Consider the following 21,677-nt stretch of genomic DNA (forward strand, 5'->3'; position numbering starts at 1 on the left):
GCCACCCGTAAGAAATCGATAGCTCATTTACAGCGGCTGTTTACGCTGTCCAGTTTCTGATCCGAAATCATTAATCGCGGTCCAGGCTACGTCGCCTTTTGCTCCGGAAGATAACGGGAAACGCTGTTCAGCAAACGGGGCGACCATCATGGTTAATGCCGAGGGTGAATGCTGATCCACTGCGGATTTAATAGCTTTTCCCGCAACCGTAAGCTGGCCGAAGGTGACATAAAATGGCGTGGGATTTTTCACTACCAGTTGATTTTGGCTGCGGCTAAACTGCAATGACTGCCAGGCCGTTTTCGCCTCACTTTCTTTCAGCGAAGCCGGGCGATAGAACAGCTTTAACTTGGTCTTAATTGCAAATTGTAGCGTGTTGTTATCACGTAACTCTTCCGGGATCGCAGAAACCGATTTAACATTCGCCATAAACAACGATTCGCGATCCTGCGGCAAGGCCGTTTTATTACCGGTATAAACTACGTGCAGCAGCGTCTGGCGATTTTCGTCCAACTTATAAATTGGCGGTGTAATAACAAATGGCGCTTTACTGTCATCAATATTACTCACCCAACTTTGCACCAGATAACGTTTATCATTATCTTTATTTTCCATTCCATTGAAATACTGGCCCAGCCTGGGCCAGTGCGTACAACGATTAACGATAAATCAGGGTATAGGTTGCTTGCGCGGTATAATCACCGGTGGTCGGTACTGTACTGCCAACCTGAATAACTTCAGCTTTATAATTGAAAACCACGCTCTCGCCATTGGCCTTATTCAGCGAATCATCTGGCTCCGAGCCATCAAATTTTACGTAATCACTGCTGCCTTCTGGCAACATACGTACGCCGAGATTTGTCGCCGTCCCCGTCGGTTGCAGCACTTCCTCGCCATAACCGGCAACACGCGTGCCATCAAATTTGATATTGAGGTTGGCAATCGCGGCATCACATTCCGTCAGTATGATGGCAAAAGATTGCGAGTCACCTACTTTTTTATCAGCGCCAAACGCGGTTTGCGACAGATTATTAAAGGTCACTGTACCGTTTGTCGACGTACCGTTGACATCCACGGCACAGCTATCAGGAATAATCTTGCCGTTAAAGGTGACTGTTCCGGTATCAACGGCCAACGCAGGCATCGCGGCCCCCGCCAGCACGCTGCTTACAAACAATGAGGTGAGAATTTTTTTGCACATAACGTATTCCTTACATATGCTCACAAAAACCAACAGAGGAGAAGTCAATTTTAACGAAAGGAAATAGAGACTGGTTGGAGATACAGATGCAACAGCATCCCTGAATGATATAATATATCTTTATCAACTTGTTCAATCCCAAACATTCCTTTGCATGAGTTATTCTACGATTTACGATAAATAAACGCTAACCAACCCATTCACACCAGCAAGGTCAAAATAAAAACAACACACTGATTTTAATGAAAAAATAATTCATTAAAGATTTACTTAAAATTAAATTTAGTTAACTTTAAATTATCACAGGGAATTATTAATTACTTTTTTTTCATACTGTAAAAAATAAAAAAGGTGGGAAATCAACAAAAAAATCCACAAAAAATTAGTCAAAACCAAATATATAAAAAAAATAATATGTTGCGTTTATGATTAATCGGGAAATGTCCTGCGGAAATTGCCATTACAGATCATAGATGAGGAACATGCAACACATATTAAAATGTGATCCACAACAAATTACAGCCTGACGTGAAGACCAGCAAAGACATCCAGTTCCCAGAGAGGAAATGAATAGAAAGGCGATAACAGCGCGAAGAAGAAGTCCCCCACACCGGCCTGTGCCGATGCGGGGGAAGAACAGTTAAAACCAAAATCAGTTACTGCCGAACATGTCCTTAATCCAGCCAGCGACACCGTCGCTATCTTTCTTCTCCTGCTGCGGCGGTTGTTGCTGTTGCTGCTGTTGTGGCTGCTGCGACGGCGTTGACTGATCGAACGGATTACCCGACTGCTGCAGCATTTCACCCTGCTGACACAGCGAATCCGGATCGGTGGTCCACACCGGGAGCGTACGCATCCCGCCGCTACATACGAAGTTACCGTCGTAGTCAACGCCCATATCTACCACATCTTCAGGCGGCGTCAGCACCAGCGGGGTCGGCGTCTGGTTCGCCAGATAACGTTGATAAATCGACATCGCGCCGCTGGCACCGTACAGCTTGGTTGGCTGGTTGTTATCACGGCCTACCCAGGTGATGGTCACCTGGCTGCCGTCGATCCCGGCAAACCAGGTATCCACGTTGTTGTTGGTGGTCCCGGTTTTCCCTGCCAGATGCAAGCCAGGATATTTCGCGCCGAGCTGGCGACCTGTACCACGCTGAACCACCTGCTGCATGGTCCACAGCGTCATATACGCCGCCTGCGCCGGAACGGCACGCTCGGCCTGTGGGAAGCTCTGGTACAGCACGGTACCATCTTCGGCAATCACCGAACGCAGCGCCGACAGCGGCGCACGGTTCCCGCCGCTGGCGATAGTCTGGAACGCCTGAGCAACTTCGATTGGCGTCAGGTTTAGCGCCCCCAGCAGCATGGCCGGAACCGGATTAAGCTGATCTTTCGGCGCGCCCAGCTTCAACCAGGTATCGGTTACCGCAGGCAGACCCAGCGCCATCCCCAGATTTACCGTTGGCACGTTCATTGAACGCGTTAACGCATCCACCAGCATCACTTTCCCGCTTTCGCTATAGCGACGGTCATCGTTCTGCGGCGACCACACCTGGCCGTTCGGCTGACGCAGTGCAATCGGCGCGTCGGCAATCCAGGTATTCAGGCGGTACAACTTCGGCTGGCTGAGCGCGGTCAGATAGGTCGCAGGCTTGGCCAGAGAACCAATCGAACGACGCGCCTGCATCGCACGGTTATAGCCCGCAAACTGCGGTTCTGCTCCGCCGACCATGGCGCGAACTTCGCCGCTAAAGCGGTCAACCACCACAATCGCGGTTTCCAGATCGCTCAGCTTACGCTGTTTCTTCAGTACCGGAATGCCTTCCACCGCCGCTTTTTCTGCGGCGTCCTGCGCCACGGAATCAAAGGTGGTGAAAATCTTCACGCCGGAGAGATCTTTAACTTTATCGCCCAGCTTCGCCTGAAGCTCCTGACGCACCATCTGCATAAAGGCTGGCTGCGGGGAGATCACCCCACCACGCGGCTGTACGCCTAACGGACGCGCGCTCAGCATGTCATACAGATCCTGGTCGATAATCTGCTGCTGTTGCAGCAAACGCAGAACCAGGTTACGACGCTCGAGCGCCAGTTTCGGGTTACGCCACGGGTTGTAGATCGACGCCCCTTTAACCATCCCCACCAGCAGCGCCTGCTGGTCGAGGCTCAGCTCTTCTACCGGACGGCCGAAATAATAGAGGCTTGCCAGCGGGAAGCCGCGAATCTCGTTATCACCGCTTTGGCCGAGATAGACTTCGTTCATGTACAGCTCAAGAATGCGGTCTTTGCTGTAACGCGCATCCATGATCAGCGCCATATAGGCTTCGTTAGCTTTACGCCAGTAAGAGCGTTCGCTGGAGAGGAACAGGTTTTTCACCAGCTGCTGAGTCAGCGTACTGGCACCCTGTACCGTACGACCCGCCGTCAGGTTCGCCAGCACCGCACGACCAATGGAATAGAGGCTAATACCGTCATGTTCATAGAAGTGACGGTCTTCGGTCGCCAGCAGCGTATCCACCAGCAGATCCGGGAAGCCGCTACGCGGGACAAACAGGCGCTGCTCGCCGTTAGGTGAAGAGAGCATGGTGATCAAACGCGGATCGAGACGGAAGAAACCGAACTGGCGGTTGTTATCCATATTCTCGATGGTCTCCAGATGATCGCCGTCAAAGGTCAGACGCGCGCGCACCTGCCCTTCCTTACTGTCCGGGAAATCAAACGGACGACGAATCATCTCGATGCTCTTCGCCTGCACGGTAAATTCGCCCGGACGCGTCATCTTCGTCACCTGACGGTACTGCGTGGCCTCCAGCAGCTTCACCATCTCGTTCTTGCCGATAGGCATTTCTGGCTCAAGGTTAACCATACGGCCATATACTGCCGCAGGAAGCTGCCAGACTTTGCCATCAATACGGCTACGAATTTTTTGATCCAGATAAACGCCATAAATGGCGATCAGCACCAAAAAGACAATCGACAGTTTTACCAGCAGCCAGAACCAGCCGCGCTTACCACGAGGCTTACGCCCTTTGCCTTTACCCTTACGCGGCATCGGTTCTTCATCCTCATAGTCATCATCATCATAATCATCGTCATACTCTTCATCTCTGAGTTGACGACGGCTCACCTTTTGTTTCACCGGACGCGAGGGTTTCCCTTTACGTCCAATTGGCTCGCGGTCATTCCCCGCCATGCTTTTTCTCCGCAACATTCAGGCGCAAGGGCCCGATTCTCTGTTCTTCCGTCCTGCGACAGAAGAAGAAATCTCTCAATTATTACCGCTCTTTCGCCGGATGCGGCATAACGCCTTATCCGGCCTACCGTTTCATTACGAATACTTTTTGGTGCGCCGCGTTGGCGCGGTATTCGCCGGATCGTCCGGCCAGACATGTTTGGGATAACGCCCTTTCATCTCTTTTTGCACCTCACGGTACGATCCCTGCCAGAACGCGCTCAGATCGCTCGTCACCTGTAACGGTCTTTGGGCCGGCGACAGCAGCTCCAGCACCAGCGGCACGCGCCCCTGGGCAATGGTTGGGGTCTTTGCTTCACCAAACATTTCCTGCATCCGAACTGCCAATACCGGAGGATTATCCTCATGATAGCGAATGGCAATCCGGCTTCCCGTCGGCACAGTGTAATGCGCTGGCAGTTCACTATCCAGACGTTGCAGCATTGACCAATCCAGCAAACCGCGCAACGCCAGCCCCATATTGAGTGCTTTTAATGCACGTAACGAGTGTACACCGCTCATGTGCGGCAGCAGCCAGCTCTCCAGCGTCGCCAGCAGAGACTCCTCATCTACCGCGGGCCAGTCGTATTCTGGCAACCAGTTTGCCGCACATTGCAGACGCAGGCGAAACTGCTCAGCTTCCGGCGTCCAGTTGAGCACACTTAGCCCTTTATCGCGAATGCCGTTCAACATCGCCTGGTGCAACTCCTCTTCCGAAGGTTTGGCCAATGGCTGTACTTTTACCGTGAGCTGACCAATGCGCGACCGACGCAATGCCTTTAACGTTCCCTGGGTTTCATCCCATTCGATGGTGTCGGACTGTTGTAGCAGCTCAGGACATGCCTGCATCAGCGACTCGATATCCAGCGGCAGAGCCAGCAAGATACGCGCGTCTGGCGAAGCGCTGCCCTGCAACAAAAGTGGCGCTATCAACCATTCATGGCGTCCTGAGGCATCATCGGCATCCAGCATTGCGCCCATGCCATTCGCCAGTTGATAGCGTCCTTCCTGCCCACGTCGACGCGCGATCCGATCGGCAAACGCCCGCGCCAGCAACGGGGAGAGCAGCGTGCTGTCCGGCTGTCCGCTGCTAACATTAAGCCGTTTCAGCAACTGTTGACTGCGCTGCTGCCAGGCAGGCTGGTTTCGCGAAAATGCCACGGTTAGATCGGTACTGCCACCGCGCGGCGGCTCTTCCAGAATCGCAGCCAGTTTTGCCGCCGTAGCCGCTTCGGTATTATTTTTGGCACCGACCAGCATCGCCGCTAAACGAGGATCGTTACCCAACGCCGCCATTTTCTGCCCCGTGGCGCTAAGCCTGTCGCCCTCAAGCGCGCCCAGCATCTGCAACAGCCGTTTTGCCGTCTGCAGGTTGATGGCGGGCGGCGTATCCAGCCAGTTCAGTTGCTCAGGGTCGGTACATCCCCATTGCAGCAACTCCATCAGTAGCCCGGACAGATCGCTCTGCAATATTTCCGCTTCACCCTGCGCTGCCGCTCTTTCTGCCTGCTCTTTGGCAAGCAGATGCAGGCAAATACCGGGCTCCAGACGACCTGCACGTCCCGCGCGCTGAGTCATCGAAGCCTGGCTGATGCGCTGGGTAATCAGTCGCGTCAGACCGGTACGCACGTCATAGCGCGTCACGCGTTCCTGAGCGCAGTCCACCACCAGTCGGATGCCTTCGATCGTCAAGCTGGTTTCAGCAATATTGGTGGCCAGCACCACTTTGCGTTTGCCTTGTGGCGCCGGCACAATCGCCTGACGCTGCTCGGAAAGCGTTAACGCGCCATACAGTGGACACAGCACAACATCGCTGCCCACACGCGTAGCCAATTGTTCCTGTACGCGCAGGATTTCGCCCACACCCGGTAAAAATAGCAGCAGTGACCCGCTTTCATGGCGCAATAGCTCCGCCGTCGCTATCGCCACCGCTTCATCAAAACGCAAATGCGCCGCCAACGGCTGATACCGCCGCTCAACGGGAAATGCGCGGCCTTCAGAAACGATCGTCGGCGCATCGGGCAACATCTGCTGTAAACGCCCGTTATCCAGAGTGGCGGACATGATCAACAGTTTCAGATCGTCCCGCAGCCCTTGCTGCACATCCAGCAATAGCGCCAGCGCCAGATCAGCCTGTAAACTCCGTTCGTGAAATTCGTCGAGGATCACCAGCCCGACGCCCGTCAGCTCGGGATCGCGTTGGATCATCCGCGTCAGGACGCCCTCTGTTACCACCTCCAGCCGGGTCTGCGGCCCTACGCAGCTTTGCGCGCGCATGCGATAACCCACGGTCTCGCCAGGCTTTTCATTCAGCAATTCCGCTAACCGCTGCGCTACGTTACGCGCTGCCAGGCGCCGCGGCTCCAGCAAAATAATCCGTCCCTTGATACTGCGATGCTCAAGAAGTCGTAACGGCAGCCAGGTCGATTTCCCGGCACCGGTCGGCGCCGTCAGCAAAACCTGCGACGAGGTATCAAGAGCGGTAAGCAGTTCAGGCACTACGGCGGCAACGGGCAACGACGTCACAAATGACTCCAGAGGGTTAACATTCTTCGCGCTGCATTGTAGCATCGCGTTAATTCATAACCGAGTATCCATCATGTCTGAGCCAAAAAGGCTGTTCTTTGCGATTGAATTGCCAGGCGAGGTTCGGGAGCAGCTAATCCACTGGCGAGCCGCGCAGTTCCCCCCGGAAGCGGGTCGTCCCGTCGCGTCTGATAATTTGCATCTGACACTGGCCTTTCTAGGCGACGTCAGCGACGAGAAGCAGCAGGCGCTGTCGCAACTCGCGGGACGTATTCGCCAGCCGGGTTTTACGCTCAAATTCGATGATGCCGGGCAATGGTTGCGATCCCGGGTTGTGTGGCTGGGAATGCGTCAGCCGCCGCGCGGACTGCTGCAACTGGCGAATATGCTGCGGGCACAGGCCGCACGCAGCGGTTGCTACCAGAGCCCGCAGCCGTTTCATCCACATATCACGCTGCTGCGCGATGCCGGCCACGCGGTGCCAATCCCGCCACCGGGCTTTGGCTGGTCGTTTCCAGTCACGGAATTTGCGCTTTATTCCTCCTCATTTGCACGAGGACGCACGCGTTACACGCAGTTGCAACGCTGGACGCTGACTGAATAATCAAAGGACTGTTTATGCAATTTTCTCCACTTTTACAACCTGCAACGCTCATTCAGCGCTATAAGCGCTTTTTAGCGGATGTGATCACACCAGCTGGCACAGAGTTAACGCTACACTGCCCAAATACCGGTGCGATGACCGGATGCGCAATGCCAGGTGACACCGTTTGGTATTCGACATCAGAAAATACTAAACGCAAATATCCACATACCTGGGAATTAACGCAAACTCAATCCGGTGAATTTATTTGTGTTAACACGCTGTGGGCCAACAGATTAACGAAAGAGGCGATTCAGCAGGCGTTAATTTCGGAAGTTTCAGGCTACAGCACTTTGAAAAGTGAAGTAAAATACGGTGCCGAAGGGAGCCGCATCGACTTTTTGTTACAGGCAGATTCCCGACCTGACTGCTATATTGAAGTGAAATCAGTCACGTTGGCGGAAAAAGAACAGGGTTATTTTCCCGATGCCATCACTGAACGAGGTCAGAAGCATCTTCGGGAATTGATGAGCGTAGCGGCTGAAGGCAAGCGGGCTGTGATATTTTTCGCCGTGCTACATTCAGCCATTACACGGTTTTCACCCGCGCGCCATATCGATGCGAAATATGCGCAATTATTAGTTGAAGCACAGCTTAAGGGGGTAGAAATTCTGGTTTATAAAGCGGAACTTTCTGCCCACGGTATGACTCTTAAAGAGCCGTTGCCCATTACCTTGTAATGGTGTAAATATCTGGTCAATTAGTATTCCGGGCGCGTGGGCAAATACGCTTTTCCTCACAGGGTTGTCAAGTGTTACGTTTAGATAATTGCTATCCGGAAAAGCATCTGCTATTTATAGCGACCTGATTTTTCCCCCGAACATGGGGATCGATAGTGCGTGTTAAGGAGAAGCAACATGCAAGAAGGGCAAAACCGTAAAACATCGTCCCTGAGTATTCTCGCCATCGCTGGGGTGGAGCCGTACCAGGAGAAACCGGGCGAAGAGTATATGAACGAAGCCCAGCTGTCGCACTTCAGGCGTATTCTTGAGGCATGGCGCAATCAACTTAGGGATGAAGTCGATCGCACCGTAACTCATATGCAAGACGAAGCGGCTAACTTCCCTGATCCGGTGGACCGCGCCGCACAGGAAGAAGAATTCAGCCTTGAGCTGCGTAACCGTGACCGTGAGCGCAAACTGATCAAAAAGATCGAGAAGACGCTGAAGAAAGTAGAAGACGAAGATTTCGGCTACTGCGAATCATGCGGCGTAGAAATTGGTATTCGCCGTCTGGAAGCGCGTCCGACAGCCGATCTGTGCATCGACTGTAAAACGCTGGCAGAAATCCGCGAAAAACAAATGGCAGGTTAATTCCGGTCATTTTTACCACGTTTACTACAGGCGGGAGCATCTCCCGCCTTATTATTTGTTAGTCCGCAAAATGAGCGATTCACATTATATTGGCCGCTTCGCCCCTTCCCCCTCCGGCGAACTGCATTTCGGTTCACTGATTGCCGCCCTCGGCAGTTACCTGCAGGCTCGTGCCCGGCGCGGAATCTGGCGAGTACGCATTGAAGATATTGACCCCCCTCGTGAAGTTCCCGGTGCTGCAAATACGATTCTGCGTCAGCTGGAACATTACGGACTGCACTGGGATGGCGATATTTTATGGCAATCTCAGCGTCATGACGCCTACCGCGAGGCGCTTGCCTGGCTACACCATCAGGATCTGAGCTATTACTGCACCTGTACGCGGGCGCGTATTCAAAGCGTCGGCGGTATTTACGATGGTCACTGCCGTGAGCTGCGCTGCGGACCTGAACAGGCCGCAGTTCGCATTAAGCAACGCCATCCGGTAATGCAGTTTACGGACCAGTTGCGCGGGGTGATTCAGGCTGACCCTCAGCTTGCAGGCGAAGATTTTATTATCCACCGACGCGACGGGCTGTTTGCCTATAACCTCGCCGTGGTGGTTGATGACCACTTTCAGGGCGTAACGGAGATTGTACGCGGCGCCGATCTTATCGAACCCACGGTGCGGCAAATCTCTTTGTATCAGCAGTTTGGCTGGCAAGCGCCTGACTATATTCATCTTCCGCTGGCGCTCAACGAACAAGGCGCTAAACTTTCAAAACAAAATCATGCACCTGCGCTGCCGCAAGGCGATCCGCGTCCGGTGATTATTGCCGCGCTACGCTTTCTCGGCCAACGTGCCGATATCCCGTGGCAGGAGATGCGTGTCGACCAGATCCTGGCGTTTGCCGTTGAGAACTGGCGTCTGACGGCAGTGCCTGAATCGGCGATCTTAAATCCGGCATTCTCAAATGCATCATGCTGAGCTATGATTAGCCGCTATTTTTACACAGCAACACTTGTTCTGATTGAAGTTTGACACTACCGAGGTGCACTATTTTTACCCGAGTCGCTAATTTTTGCCGCAAGGTGCTAAGCCGCGAGGAGCGCGAGGCTGAGCTCGCCGTCGCCCGTCCACATATGACGGTAATTCCGCGTGAGCAGCACTCTATCTCCCGCAAAGATATCAGTGAAAATGCCCTGAAGGTAATGTACAGGCTCAATAAGGCCGGATACGAGGCATGGCTGGTTGGCGGTGGTGTACGCGATCTTTTGCTGGGCAAAAAGCCGAAAGATTTTGATGTCACCACTAACGCAACGCCGGATCAGGTGCGCAAACTGTTTCGTAACTGTCGCCTGGTCGGTCGCCGTTTCCGTCTGGCCCATGTCATGTTCGGCCCTGAAATTATCGAAGTGGCGACATTCCGCGGTCATCATGAAGGCAGCGAGTCCGATCGCACAACATCCCAGCGCGGACAAAACGGAATGCTGCTGCGCGACAACATCTTCGGCTCCATTGAAGAAGATGCCCAGCGTCGCGACTTCACGATTAACAGCCTGTATTACAGCGTGGCCGATTTCACCGTACGTGATTACGTCGGGGGAATGCAGGATCTCGAAGAGGGTATCATTCGCCTGATCGGTAATCCGGAAACGCGCTATCGCGAAGATCCTGTGCGCATGCTGCGCGCCGTACGCTTTGCCGCCAAGCTCGACATGCGTATCAGCCCGGAAACCGCAGAGCCGATCCCGCGTCTGGCAACGCTGCTTAACGATATTCCTCCCGCACGCCTGTTTGAAGAAGCACTCAAACTATTACAGGCGGGCTATGGATACGAAACCTATAAAAAGCTGCGTGAGTACAGCCTGTTCCAGCCGCTGTTCCCCACCATTACGCGCTACTTCACCGAAGACGGTGACAGCCCAATGGAACGCATCATTGCCCAGGTATTGAAGAATACCGACAACCGCATTCACAATGATATGCGCGTTAACCCGGCCTTCTTGTTCGCGGCAATGTTCTGGTATCCGCTACTGGAAGCCGCACAGAAAATTGCGCAAGAAAGCGGTCTGGCCTACTACGACGCTTTCGCGCTGGCAATGAACGACGTGCTGGACGAAGCCTGCCGCTCGCTGGCGATCCCGAAACGTCTGACCTCGCTGACCCGCGATATCTGGCAGTTGCAGCTACGGATGTCCCGTCGCCAGGGTAAACGCGCCTGGAAGCTGATGGAACATCCAAAGTTCCGTGCAGCTTACGACCTGTTAGCGCTGCGAGCCGAAGTCGAACACAATGCGGAATTGCAGCGACTGGCGAAATGGTGGGGTGAATTCCAGGTTTCTGCGCCGCCGGAACAAAAAGGTATGCTGAACGAGCTGGATGAAGAGCCAGACGCACGTCGGCGCCATCGTCGCCCGCGTAAACGCGCGCCACGCCGTGAAGGTTCCGCATGACCCATCACGTATACCCAACAAATTTCGAGTCGCATCAAGGTGGTGACACAGATGCAGCTTGAAAAACGACGGGTATATATCGCCCTCGGCAGTAATTTAGCCTCCCCTCTGGAGCAGGTTAATGCTGCCGTTAAAGCGATCGGTGAAATCCCTGACAGCCGAATCGTGGCTGTCTCCTCGTTCTACCGTACACCGCCATTAGGCCCACAGGATCAACCCGATTACCTGAACGCCGCCGTCACGCTGGAAACCACCCTCGCGCCGGAAGAATTGCTCAATCATACCCAACGTATTGAGTTACAGCAGGGCCGGGTGCGCAAAGCCGAACGCTGGGGGCCACGAACGCTGGACCTCGACATTATGCTGTTTGGCGATGAAGTGATTAACACCGAACGTCTGACGGTACCGCACTACGACATGAAAAACCGTGGTTTTATGCTGTGGCCGCTGTTTGAGATTGCACCTGAGCTTATCTTTCCGGATGGTATCAGCCTGCATCAGCACCTCACCCATCTTGGTGCTGCAAAACCTGCACACTGGTAAAGTATCTTCTCCCCTTTAGCGTTTACTGCTTTAGCGCCAAACGATTGCTTAAAACAATTGCCCCCCTGAATGTGACTGTTAGAATGCCGATAAATATGACTTTCATCATCAGGAAATGTTATGAAACCCACCACCATTTCACTGCTGCAGAAATGCAAGCAAGAGAAAAAACGCTTCGCGACAATTACCGCCTACGACTACAGCTTCGCTAAGTTATTTGCCGACGAAGGTATCAATGTGATGCTGGTTGGCGACTCGCTGGGCATGACGATTCAGGGGCATGACTCCACTCTGCCCGTGACCGTTGAAGATATCGCTTACCACACTCGTGCCGTGCGTCGCGGCGCGCCTAACTGTCTACTGCTCTCCGACCTGCCGTTTATGGCTTATGCCACTCCGGAGCAGGCGTTTGAAAACGCTGCGGTGGTTATGCGCGCGGGCGCTAATATGGTCAAAATCGAAGGCGGCGCCTGGCTGGTAGATACGGTGAAAATGCTCACCGAACGCGCGGTGCCGGTTTGCGGCCATCTGGGATTAACGCCCCAGTCGGTGAATATCTTCGGCGGTTATAAAATTCAGGGCCGCGGCGACGCCGGGCAGGTACTGCTGGATGATGCGCTGGCCTTAGAAGCCGCTGGCGCTCAGCTGCTGGTGCTGGAGTGCGTGCCGGTTGAGCTGGCGAAGCGCGTCACGGAAGCGCTGTCGATTCCGGTGATTGGTATTGGCGCCGGTAACGTCACCGACGGACAAATTCTCGTTATGCATGATGCGTTTGGCATTACCGGCGGCCACATCCCGAAATTTGCGAAGAATTTCCTCAATGAAGCAGGCGACATGCGCGCCGCAGTGCGGCAGTATATGGCTGAAGTGGAGTCCGGCGTTTATCCGGGCGAAGAGCACAGTTTCCATTAAGGAGTCTTGTTGTGTTAATCATTGAAACCCTGCCGCTGCTGCGCCAGCATATTCGTCGTCTGCGTCAGGAAGGTAAACGCGTCGCTCTGGTTCCCACCATGGGCAACCTGCACGACGGCCATATGAAACTGGTCGATGAAGCAAAAGCGCGGGCTGATGTGGTGTGCGTCAGCATTTTCGTTAACCCGATGCAGTTTGACCGACCGGACGATCTGGTGCGCTATCCGCGTACCCTGCAGGAAGATTGCGAAAAGCTGAACAAGCGTAAAGTCGATTATGTCTTTGCTCCGGCCGTTGAAGAGATCTACCCGCATGGTCTGGAAGGCCAGACTTTCGTTGATGTTCCCGGTCTCTCTACCATGCTGGAAGGTGCCAGCCGTCCAGGCCACTTCCGTGGTGTTTCCACTATCGTCAGCAAGTTGTTTAACCTGATCCAACCCGATATCGCCTGCTTTGGTGAAAAAGATTTCCAACAGCTGGCGCTGATCCGCAAAATGGTAGCGGACATGGGTTATGACATTGAGATCGTTGGCGTACCGATTATTCGCGCCAAAGACGGTCTGGCCCTCAGCTCACGTAACGGTTATCTGACGGCAGAACAGCGTAAAATTGCGCCAGGCCTGCACAACGTGATGAACGGTATCGCTGAAAAGCTGATTGCGGGTAATCGTGAGCTGCAAGAAATTATTACCATTGCCGAACAAGAACTGAATGAAAAAGGCTTCCGCGCCGACGATATTCAGATTCGTGATGCCGACACGCTGCTGGAGTTGACTGAAACCAGTAAACGCGCGGTGATTCTGGCCGCTGCATGGCTGGGTCAGGCACGTCTGATCGATAATCAAAGCGTTACATTAGCCCAGTAGACAGGGGTTAAAAATCGGGCAATACTGCCTGAAGATTTCTCAAAGCAGGCCAGTCGCGCCTGCTTAGCCAAGGTAAACGACAGGGTATAGAAGTTATGATTCGCACCATGCTGCAAGGCAAGCTCCACCGCGTAAAAGTCACGCAGGCGGACCTGCATTACGAAGGCTCCTGCGCCATCGACCAGGATTTCCTTGATGCCTCAGGTATTCTGGAAAACGAAGCTATTGATATCTGGAACGTGACCAATGGTAAACGTTTCTCAACCTATGCCATTGCGGCTGAACGCGGCTCCAGAATCATCTCGGTGAACGGTGCAGCGGCACACTGCGCTGAAGTTGGCGACATTGTGATTATCGCAAGCTTCGTCACCATGTCTGACGAAGAAGCCCGTACATGGCGTCCGAAAGTGGCTTACTTCGAAGGTGACAACGAAATGAAGCGCACAGCAAAAGCGATTCCGGTACAGGTTGCCTAAAACAGGTATTCAAAATTTATATACAAGGAGTCAATTAATCATGACTCCTTTTAAGTCTCTCCCCCAAAAAATCAACATAGCAACAGACGTTAATCATCATAAATAATGCTCAAATAAATAATATTCAAATAAAAAATATCAAATACACTTGAGAGAAATAAATTATATGATATAAAAACATCACCCCTCCCCTTATTATCCAAAAAACAAATAAAATAAAACACAAACATACATTGAATTTATTTTAGAAAAATTTAAAAATCATTACACATAAACTAATTTGATGCTGACAACCCACATCTAATACACTCCTCGAAAATTAATATATAACTCAATTAGATGTTATATTTAACGGCAAGAAGCTAAAGATATAAATTATATCTTTAGTCCCTATCAATCAATATGGATATTTATTATCATGGCATTTAAAAAATACACACTGGCTGTAGCAGTAATGGCTATCATGTCTGGTTCTGCAATGGCAGAGAATCTCAACGCTGGTCACATCCAGTTTAACGGTCTGGTAAACCCGAATACCTGTACTGTTAAAATGCTGGCCGATTCAGTGACTCAGAACCAAGAAGATTTCAAAGTTGCATTGAAAACTGTAGACATTACTGACTTCACTGGTGCTTCTAATAACGACGTAGCCAGTGTTCTCGGTGAAACTAACTTCACTATGGATGTAACTTGCCCAGGTACAGTCACTCCAGACGAAAACAAAAATATCAGCGTACAGTTCAATACGTTTAACGGCACAACTACCGACTCTAGCGGCCTGTTGTTCCCGCAAGAAAATATTGAAGGCGCAGCCGATAACGTTGCACTGGTGCTGAAAAACGCTGACAACAGCCAGGTCAAAATGGGTCAGGCAAACAATGACCAGAAACAACCGTTAGATGCAAACGGTCATGCTTCACTGACTTATAAAGTTGCCTACACCAAGACAGATACTGCCGTGACTGATGGTACCGTTACCGCTTATACCACTTACACCATTAGCTATGAATAAGTAATAAGGCCGTTGCCTTTCTACATCCCTTGGCGACTCCAGGGGATGTTTCTTTCTAATCCAAAAGGAAGTGGATCCCATGATGTTCAGCTCACACACGAAAACAGGGTTAAAAACGCTTATAGCCGCAGTTATTGGTTTCGCCTCTTTTCAGAGTAGCGCCGATGTTGTGATCTCCGGCACGCGAATTGTTTACCAACAATCCATGAAAGATGTGATTGTGAATATGACCAACCGTGGTCAAAATCCACTGCTGTTGCAAATCTGGATAGACGACGGACGCGCAAATGTCAGCCCACAAGAATTAAAATTGCCGTTTGTCATAACACCGCCGATTACGCGAATGGATCCTGGCAAAGGCCAGTCTGTCCGCGTGACCTATCTGAATCAACCGTTAGCACAGGATCGGGAGTCGTTATTCTGGTTTAACGTTCTGGAAATCCCCAAAAAATCGGCCCAAAAAGACGGTGAAAGCCAGAACCAATTGCAGCTCGCTTTTCGCACCCGTATTAAGATGTTTTTCCGTCCTGATGGGCTGAAAGGCACCGCCAAAGAAGCGATGAAACAAGTGAAATGGTCACAAACGCTGCAAGGTGGCAAGCTGTCTGTTGTTGGCCGCAATGACTCCCCGTACAACGTTTCCATCTCTGGTGCAGTATTTAAAATTGGAGACAAAAAATATGAAATTAATACACAGTCAATTAAACCCTTCTCTAGTGAAACGATGCCAGTAAAAGGCCTTAGCAGTACGACCAGTGGTGAAGTGGAATATATCGCGATTAATGATTATGGCGGCACCGAGAAAATAGTATCTAAAGTAACCAAATAAACGAGTTAAACCACAACATCTTATATAAGAACCATCTTCATTTATTTTCTGGGGTTGCTATGTTTTTTCGACGTTCTTTATTATGCCTCGCTATCAGCGCGACGTTCCCGCTTTCGACTCAGGCAGCTGAAAATACATCTACGCAATCAACTAAGCCTGAAACTGAAGAACAGGTAGAATTTAACGAGCAATTTTTATTGAATATGGGCAGCACTGTTGATGTTAACAGATATGCTCAGGGCAACCCTGTTCCGCCGGGTATTTATCGGGTCAAAATCAGCCTAAACGGAATAAATACCGTTACGCAAGAGGTGGAGTTTAAAGACAACGGCACATCCCGCGCCACGCCTTGTATTACGGCTCAACTGCTTAAACAAGCCGGTATTGATATCAAAGCCGTGCCAGATGATAGCATGGGCGAGTCGACCTGCGTCGATGTTAAAACAATCTATCCCAGTTCATCGGTGAATTTCGACAGTTCAAAACTGGTTCTGGAATTGACCGTGCCACAACTTTACGTGTTAAAGCGTCCACCGGGTTATGTCGATCCGTCTTTATGGGATGCGGGTATTCCCGCAGCGTTATTATCATACAATATTAACAGCTGGCACCGGGAAACCGATGGTTATACAACGGATACCGCCTATGCGGGCCTGCAATATGGCCTCAATTTGGGGGCATGGCATCTGCGTTCTCGCGGCACTCTGGACTGGGATAGCGACAATGGCACATCGTACACCAGCCAGGATATTTATCTCCAACGCGATATTCCCGTGCTATCCGCTCAACTTGTGGCGGGTGAAACCTACACCGATGGCGATACCTTTGATTCCGTCAGTATTCGCGGGATGCGTTTGTACAGCGATGACCGCATGCGCCCGGAAGGGACTACCTCCTATTCGCCTGTAATCCGTGGCGTCGCCAACAGCAACGCCAAAGTCAGCGTCGAGCAAAGCGGCCGAAAAATATATGAAACGACCGTCCCGCCAGGGCCATTCGAATTAAATGATTTGAGTACCACCGGTTTTGGTAACGATCTCGAAGTGACTGTTGAAGAGTCTGACGGCAGCAAGCATACCTTTGTGGTGCCTTACTCTTCTGTGACGCAAATGGTGCGTCCTGGAGCTACACGCTGGGAGTTTGGCGCGGGTGAGCTGAACAATGACTCACTGTATGATGCCCCCCAAGTCGGCTATGCCACCGGTTATTACGGCATCAATAACACCTTTACCGGTTATGCTGGCGTGCAGTTTACCGATATGGATTTTTACGCTGGATTGTTGGGTGTCGCGATGAATACGCGTATCGGTGCTTTTGCATTGGACGTCACGCACTCACAGGCGGATATTGAGAATCTGGGCTCGCTCTCAGGTCAGAGCTACCGTTTGACCTACAGTAAAATGATCGAAGCGACCGACACGTCATTCAACATCGCGGCATATCGCTTCTCAACGAAAGATTATCTCAGCCTGAGCGATGCGGCGCAGCTTAACGACGACATTAAACATGGTCGCGACGATCGCAGCATCTACGACTCTAGCGAAGCGCTCTACAGCAACTATCAGCGTACAAAAAACCAGTATCAGGTAAGCATTAGCCAACCGCTGGACTTTTACGGGGAAAATTACGGCTCTTTCTATGCCTCTGGCTCCTGGGAAGATTACTGGAACAACAGTGGTAACACCTCCAGCTATAACATCGGCTACAGCAACAGCTTCCGCTACGGCAGTTATAGCCTCTCCGTGCAACGCTCCTACGACGAAGAAGGGGAGCGCGACGATAGTATCTACTTTAGCATCAGTGTCCCATTGGATGTGTTCTCCAGCGATGGTAAAGGTGTTGCCGGTTTCAACACGCTGAATATGAGCGTTAATAGCGATACAAAAGGCAGCGCCAATATCAATAACTCCGCGAGCGGCAGCGCCCGGAACGGGTTGTTTAACTACTCCATCAGCACGGCCAACAATATCAACAATGATGATAGTAACCTGAATCAGGTGAGTGGCTATGGTTCATGGCGAAGCCCATACGGGCCGCTCTCTGTTTCGTCCTCGTTCTCTGACGATGGCAGCAGGCAGTATTCCGCGAGCTATAACGGCGGGATGGTGCTGCACTCAGGCGGCGTAACTCTGTCACCCGGTTCATTAGACAACAACTCCCCCATTATTCTCGTTCACGCCAGCGGTGCCGAAGGCGCAAAACTGGGCTACGGACAGGGTGAGTTGAATAGCTCCGGTTACGCGCTTATGCCTTACGCCTCCGCCTACCGTGAAAACCGCGTGGGATTAAATATCAGCACGCTGGAGCGTGATGTGGAAGTGAAAAATACCAGTGAAAACGTCGTACCGCGCGATGGCGCAGTGGTAAAAGTCGAGTTTGCCACTGACGAAGGCCGTTCGGTCATCCTTGAATTATTGCGCGATGATAAGGGCTTTATCCCGCTGGGTGCCGATGTTCTGAGCGAGAAAGGCGAACGGGTTGGCGTTGTGGGTCAGGCGGGACAAGCCTATGTCCGCGGCGTGGAAGAAGAAGGCAATCTGCGGGTGGTCTGGGGTAACGAAGCAGATAGCGACTGTACCGTCCATTATAAAATTACGGATAGCGCACTCAAGGCGGGTTTAACCACCGTCCTGAATGGTCAGCGCTGCCATATGCAATAAGTCATTATTTTACAGGGAGCTTCCTTAATGACACATCAAAACGTTAAATATTGCCGTGGTCTGCCGATCGCCATGTTGGCGTTGGCCATTGGTTCTGCCATTCCTCTCACAACCTATGCGACACCAAGTCAATTTGATGTCACGTTTACCGCCAGAATACTGGCAACGACCTGCAACATGGCGGTTAATGATGGTGCCGCGGGCGGCGCAGCCACTGTTTACATTGGCGACGCCGATCACAAAGTCACGTTGGGTGACCTCATCAATGAGCAAAACAGTACCGCGACCTCGGGCCCGACTATCGCCGCCTTTAATATCAAGGCCAGTGATTGTCCAACATCGCTGCAAAGCATTAAAACGACCATTACAGGCACCCAAAACGGCAACAAGGTATTAGTTCCCAGCAGCACAAGCGATGGCGACGCAAAAGGCGTCGGTGTGAAGATTGCTCGTGCCAGCGCACCAGATCAACCGTTCACCATCTTCACGAGTACGACCGCGAGCACGGACGGTTCAGAAGTGATTCTCTGGGACACAGCCAGTGAAGTGGGTGATGGAAAGCAACTGGACTTGATTGCCCATTTAGTTCCAACCTCGACCACCACAGTCGGTCTGACCACGGGTAAGTTTAACGCGATCGCAACGTTTAACTTTAACTATGAATAATTCCAGCGATGATATTACGGAGCGCTACAATGAAATCTAATTCTCTTTTTCTCGCCCTGGTGATGGCTGGTGGGTTATTCAGCACGGTGAGCTATGCCGCAACGACAGGTACAGACTCATTAGCCATTACGTTTTCATCTGAACTTATTTCTGGCACATGTAATTTTGAGGTTCAGGACGGAACAGGCGCTGCGACAAGTGCCGTGGATATTGGCAATATCTATAAAAATGATGTTGGGACAGATGCGGCCAAAAAACCGTTTTACATCGCATTCAAAGAGTGTGCGGGGGTGTCCGATATTTATATTACCGCGCAGGCAACCGGCGGCACCTGCGACAGCACCAATTACCCCACTAACGACGCGACAAATACCAACACCTCCATACAAATACATCAGGAAGAGCACAGCTCACAGAAAACACCGCATCCGCTTAACTGTGCTATGACCCCCACGGGAGGTGATGACACGATCCACCATAGCTTTGGTGCCAGCAGATTAAGTACTAACGTCACCTTTGATATGTACGCCACCCTGGTGCTGGCAAACGGTAAAACGGCATCAGACATTGGCGTCGGCACTGCTACTGCACCCGTTACCTTTTCAATAAGTTACGAATAAGCCATGGATGGGCAACAATGCAACAGAAACTCCTTTCTACACAACCCGTCTTCGTTTTACTGGCTGCGCTGGCAGCGGGGCTATGGTCTGCTGCCAGTCCGGCGGAGGACAGCGGAGTGAACGTGAATTTTACGGCCAGGATCCTTGCGAATACTTGCCAGATAAATTTAAAAGACGGTAGTGATGTGACGTTGCCCACAGTGTCTCAGGACTGGTTTTACAACGCAGATAACAGCAACCGCCTGCAACCAGAGACCGACGCAGGCGGTACGCCGTTTATCATTCAGGTGGTGAGCTGCGATATTTCCGGTGCAGAAAGCAACAACAGCCAGCAGGTTCATTTTCAGTTTACGCCGCAATTTGGTATTGACCCGCTTAACAAACGCGTGTTTGCCAATAATGCCACCAACGGCCAGGCCAGTAACGTTGGGGTAGTGGTTTTTTCTGAAGCGTTCCATACCAACGTATTGAACGATGATGGCAGTTCCGATGTGGTGTATGACCTTTCCGGGAAAGCCGAACCACGCTTTCCTGCGGATTACACGTTTTACGCCCGTTATCAGAACACCGGCGACGTAGGCAACGGAGTCATCACCAGTAATGTGGTGGTCGACGTCACCTATCAATAAAGGGATTTATGATGAGATTGCGTTATTTACTGCCGTTACTCTTCTGTGTGCTCTCTACATTTGCAGGACAGGCACTGGCATATAACTGTTGGTTCAATAAAAATTATACGATTACACTTCCCGATGTCTGGACGAGCAATCAGGCTATTGGGGTAACAGGCGGTCTGGCGCTGCCGCAACCCTTCACTGATGTCGACCCAGAAAGTTCTCTACTGTTTTCCGGTATGAGTGGCGTAATAACGTGCCCTGTTGAAGGTTCCAATAACGTCATTGAATTATTCCCACCCGATGCCAGTATGATGGATACCAACTACACGACAACATACACTAGCGGTGAGACGGTTGGGCTACTAAAAACCAATGTCCCTGGTATTGTTTATACCTATGAGGTCAGATGTACGAGTAACTGCCTTGGCGGTCAGCAGCTGTATTTAAACCTGCCCCCTCTGGGAACAACAAGAAAAAGTAATGCTTCCAGTGCAGGTTATCAAGGGAGTGAAAAAAACTGGGATGTCTTTTTCACGCTGTACCAGACCCCGGAATACCGTCCTCATCCAGGGCAGACGCAGGTAAGGGCCATTGGCGGCACCATCGGCTCTATGCAGATGGGAACGCTGCACGCAAATAAAGTCACGATGAATATCAGCAGTGGTTCGGTGTTATTCACATTAGCCGAACCCACTTGCCGAAGCTACGGCGTCAATGGTGATGCTAGTGATCACACCGTTAACTTTGGTGATTTCTACACGTCCGATTTTAGCAGCGGTGACACTACGGAGAAGAGAACCTTTACACTCGATTTATTCCAGTGCTCTATGAACAAATTCTCCATAACAGTAAATGGCCCAAGCGATGCTTCAGGCAATTATTTGACCAATGGAGCGAGTGGCACCGCTGAAGGTATTGGTGTCGCACTTGCCGCACAGATAAACGGCAACTGGCATTCAGTCAAATTTGATGGTTCCGAAGCATTTGGTGCAATTTTTTCAGGCGATAGAGATTGGTATCATGAGCGTTACTCCATCCCGTTCACCGGACAGTTAAAGAAACTGGGTACGGTTAAAGCCGGCACTTTCGAAAATGCGGCCACGTTCACCATCAACTACGAATAAA

At 51.5% G+C, this 21,677-nt stretch carries 20 protein-coding genes; 16 read left to right on the forward strand and 4 right to left on the reverse strand.

Features of this window, described 5'->3' with window-relative positions; translation table 11 throughout:
- Window positions 1–27: 27 nt before the first annotated feature.
- The 4 genes from OGY71_RS20980 to hrpB all read right to left on the reverse strand — a co-directional run bounded on the left by OGY71_RS20980 (window position 28) and on the right by hrpB (window position 6,959).
- Window positions 28–615 (reverse strand): fimbrial biogenesis chaperone, encoded by a 588-nt coding sequence (locus OGY71_RS20980; RefSeq protein ID WP_286613660.1) that lies wholly within the window; start codon window positions 613–615, stop codon window positions 28–30.
- 43 nt (window positions 616–658) lie between these two features.
- Window positions 659–1,201, reverse strand: coding sequence for a fimbrial protein (locus tag OGY71_RS20985; protein WP_003829212.1), 543 nt, complete (start codon window positions 1,199–1,201; stop codon window positions 659–661).
- Window positions 1,202–1,853: 652 nt separating this feature from the next.
- Complete coding sequence (gene mrcB / locus OGY71_RS20990) at window positions 1,854–4,394, reverse strand: bifunctional glycosyl transferase/transpeptidase (RefSeq protein ID WP_063941129.1); 2,541 nt, start codon at window positions 4,392–4,394, stop codon at window positions 1,854–1,856.
- 135 nt (window positions 4,395–4,529) lie between these two features.
- A complete protein-coding gene (hrpB, locus tag OGY71_RS20995; protein ID WP_286613661.1) occupies window positions 4,530–6,959 on the reverse strand; it encodes an ATP-dependent helicase HrpB in 2,430 nt (809 codons plus the stop codon).
- A 73-nt stretch (window positions 6,960–7,032) separates the two neighbouring features.
- On the opposite strand from hrpB, the gene thpR reads away from it, so the two are divergent.
- From thpR to OGY71_RS21075, 16 genes are all read left to right on the forward strand, one after another.
- Entirely contained in the window at window positions 7,033–7,563 is a 531-nt protein-coding gene (thpR, locus tag OGY71_RS21000) for an RNA 2',3'-cyclic phosphodiesterase (RefSeq protein WP_003829217.1), read from the forward strand.
- Between the two features lie 14 nt (window positions 7,564–7,577).
- On the forward strand, window positions 7,578–8,282 hold the full coding sequence (sfsA, locus tag OGY71_RS21005; RefSeq protein ID WP_149335387.1) for a DNA/RNA nuclease SfsA: 705 nt from the start codon (window positions 7,578–7,580) through the stop codon (window positions 8,280–8,282).
- A 177-nt stretch (window positions 8,283–8,459) separates the two neighbouring features.
- The gene (gene dksA / locus OGY71_RS21010) at window positions 8,460–8,915 is read left to right on the forward strand and encodes an RNA polymerase-binding protein DksA (RefSeq protein ID WP_003829221.1); all 456 of its coding nucleotides are present in this window, start codon (window positions 8,460–8,462) and stop codon (window positions 8,913–8,915) included.
- A 70-nt stretch (window positions 8,916–8,985) separates the two neighbouring features.
- The gene (gene gluQRS / locus OGY71_RS21015) at window positions 8,986–9,882 is read left to right on the forward strand and encodes a tRNA glutamyl-Q(34) synthetase GluQRS (RefSeq protein ID WP_257662306.1); all 897 of its coding nucleotides are present in this window, start codon (window positions 8,986–8,988) and stop codon (window positions 9,880–9,882) included.
- A gap of 71 nt (window positions 9,883–9,953) precedes the next feature.
- Complete coding sequence (gene pcnB, locus OGY71_RS21020) at window positions 9,954–11,351, forward strand: polynucleotide adenylyltransferase PcnB (protein ID WP_204192014.1); 1,398 nt, start codon at window positions 9,954–9,956, stop codon at window positions 11,349–11,351.
- Window positions 11,352–11,402: 51 nt separating this feature from the next.
- The gene (gene folK / locus OGY71_RS21025; protein WP_286613663.1) at window positions 11,403–11,894 is read left to right on the forward strand and encodes a 2-amino-4-hydroxy-6-hydroxymethyldihydropteridine diphosphokinase; all 492 of its coding nucleotides are present in this window, start codon (window positions 11,403–11,405) and stop codon (window positions 11,892–11,894) included.
- Window positions 11,895–12,014: 120 nt separating this feature from the next.
- Window positions 12,015–12,806 (forward strand): 3-methyl-2-oxobutanoate hydroxymethyltransferase, encoded by a 792-nt coding sequence (panB, locus tag OGY71_RS21030; RefSeq protein WP_003829230.1) that lies wholly within the window; start codon window positions 12,015–12,017, stop codon window positions 12,804–12,806.
- Window positions 12,807–12,817: 11 nt separating this feature from the next.
- Complete coding sequence (panC, locus tag OGY71_RS21035; protein WP_197385277.1) at window positions 12,818–13,672, forward strand: pantoate--beta-alanine ligase; 855 nt, start codon at window positions 12,818–12,820, stop codon at window positions 13,670–13,672.
- Between the two features lie 95 nt (window positions 13,673–13,767).
- Complete coding sequence (gene panD / locus OGY71_RS21040; RefSeq protein WP_000621526.1) at window positions 13,768–14,148, forward strand: aspartate 1-decarboxylase; 381 nt, start codon at window positions 13,768–13,770, stop codon at window positions 14,146–14,148.
- Between the two features lie 418 nt (window positions 14,149–14,566).
- Complete coding sequence (locus OGY71_RS21045) at window positions 14,567–15,160, forward strand: fimbrial protein (protein ID WP_003829452.1); 594 nt, start codon at window positions 14,567–14,569, stop codon at window positions 15,158–15,160.
- 82 nt (window positions 15,161–15,242) lie between these two features.
- Complete coding sequence (locus OGY71_RS21050; protein WP_032934256.1) at window positions 15,243–15,989, forward strand: fimbrial chaperone; 747 nt, start codon at window positions 15,243–15,245, stop codon at window positions 15,987–15,989.
- Window positions 15,990–16,048: 59 nt separating this feature from the next.
- A complete protein-coding gene (locus OGY71_RS21055) occupies window positions 16,049–18,649 on the forward strand; it encodes an outer membrane usher protein (protein WP_257662304.1) in 2,601 nt (866 codons plus the stop codon).
- 27 nt (window positions 18,650–18,676) lie between these two features.
- Window positions 18,677–19,315, forward strand: a complete 639-nt coding sequence (locus OGY71_RS21060) for a fimbrial protein (RefSeq protein WP_003829457.1) — start codon at window positions 18,677–18,679, stop codon at window positions 19,313–19,315.
- 29 nt (window positions 19,316–19,344) lie between these two features.
- Window positions 19,345–19,935: a fimbrial protein gene (locus OGY71_RS21065; protein ID WP_003829458.1), complete on the forward strand. Its 591-nt coding sequence runs from the start codon at window positions 19,345–19,347 to the stop codon at window positions 19,933–19,935.
- A gap of 17 nt (window positions 19,936–19,952) precedes the next feature.
- Window positions 19,953–20,564 (forward strand): fimbrial-like protein, encoded by a 612-nt coding sequence (locus OGY71_RS21070; RefSeq protein WP_003829460.1) that lies wholly within the window; start codon window positions 19,953–19,955, stop codon window positions 20,562–20,564.
- Window positions 20,565–20,572: 8 nt separating this feature from the next.
- Entirely contained in the window at window positions 20,573–21,676 is a 1,104-nt protein-coding gene (locus tag OGY71_RS21075; protein ID WP_286613668.1) for a fimbrial protein, read from the forward strand.
- The last annotated feature ends 1 nt before the right edge of the window (window position 21,677 follow it).

Origin of the sequence: Citrobacter sp. Cpo109 (genome assembly GCF_030332565.1) — a bacterium.
Lineage (GTDB): Bacteria > Pseudomonadota > Gammaproteobacteria > Enterobacterales > Enterobacteriaceae > Citrobacter > Citrobacter portucalensis.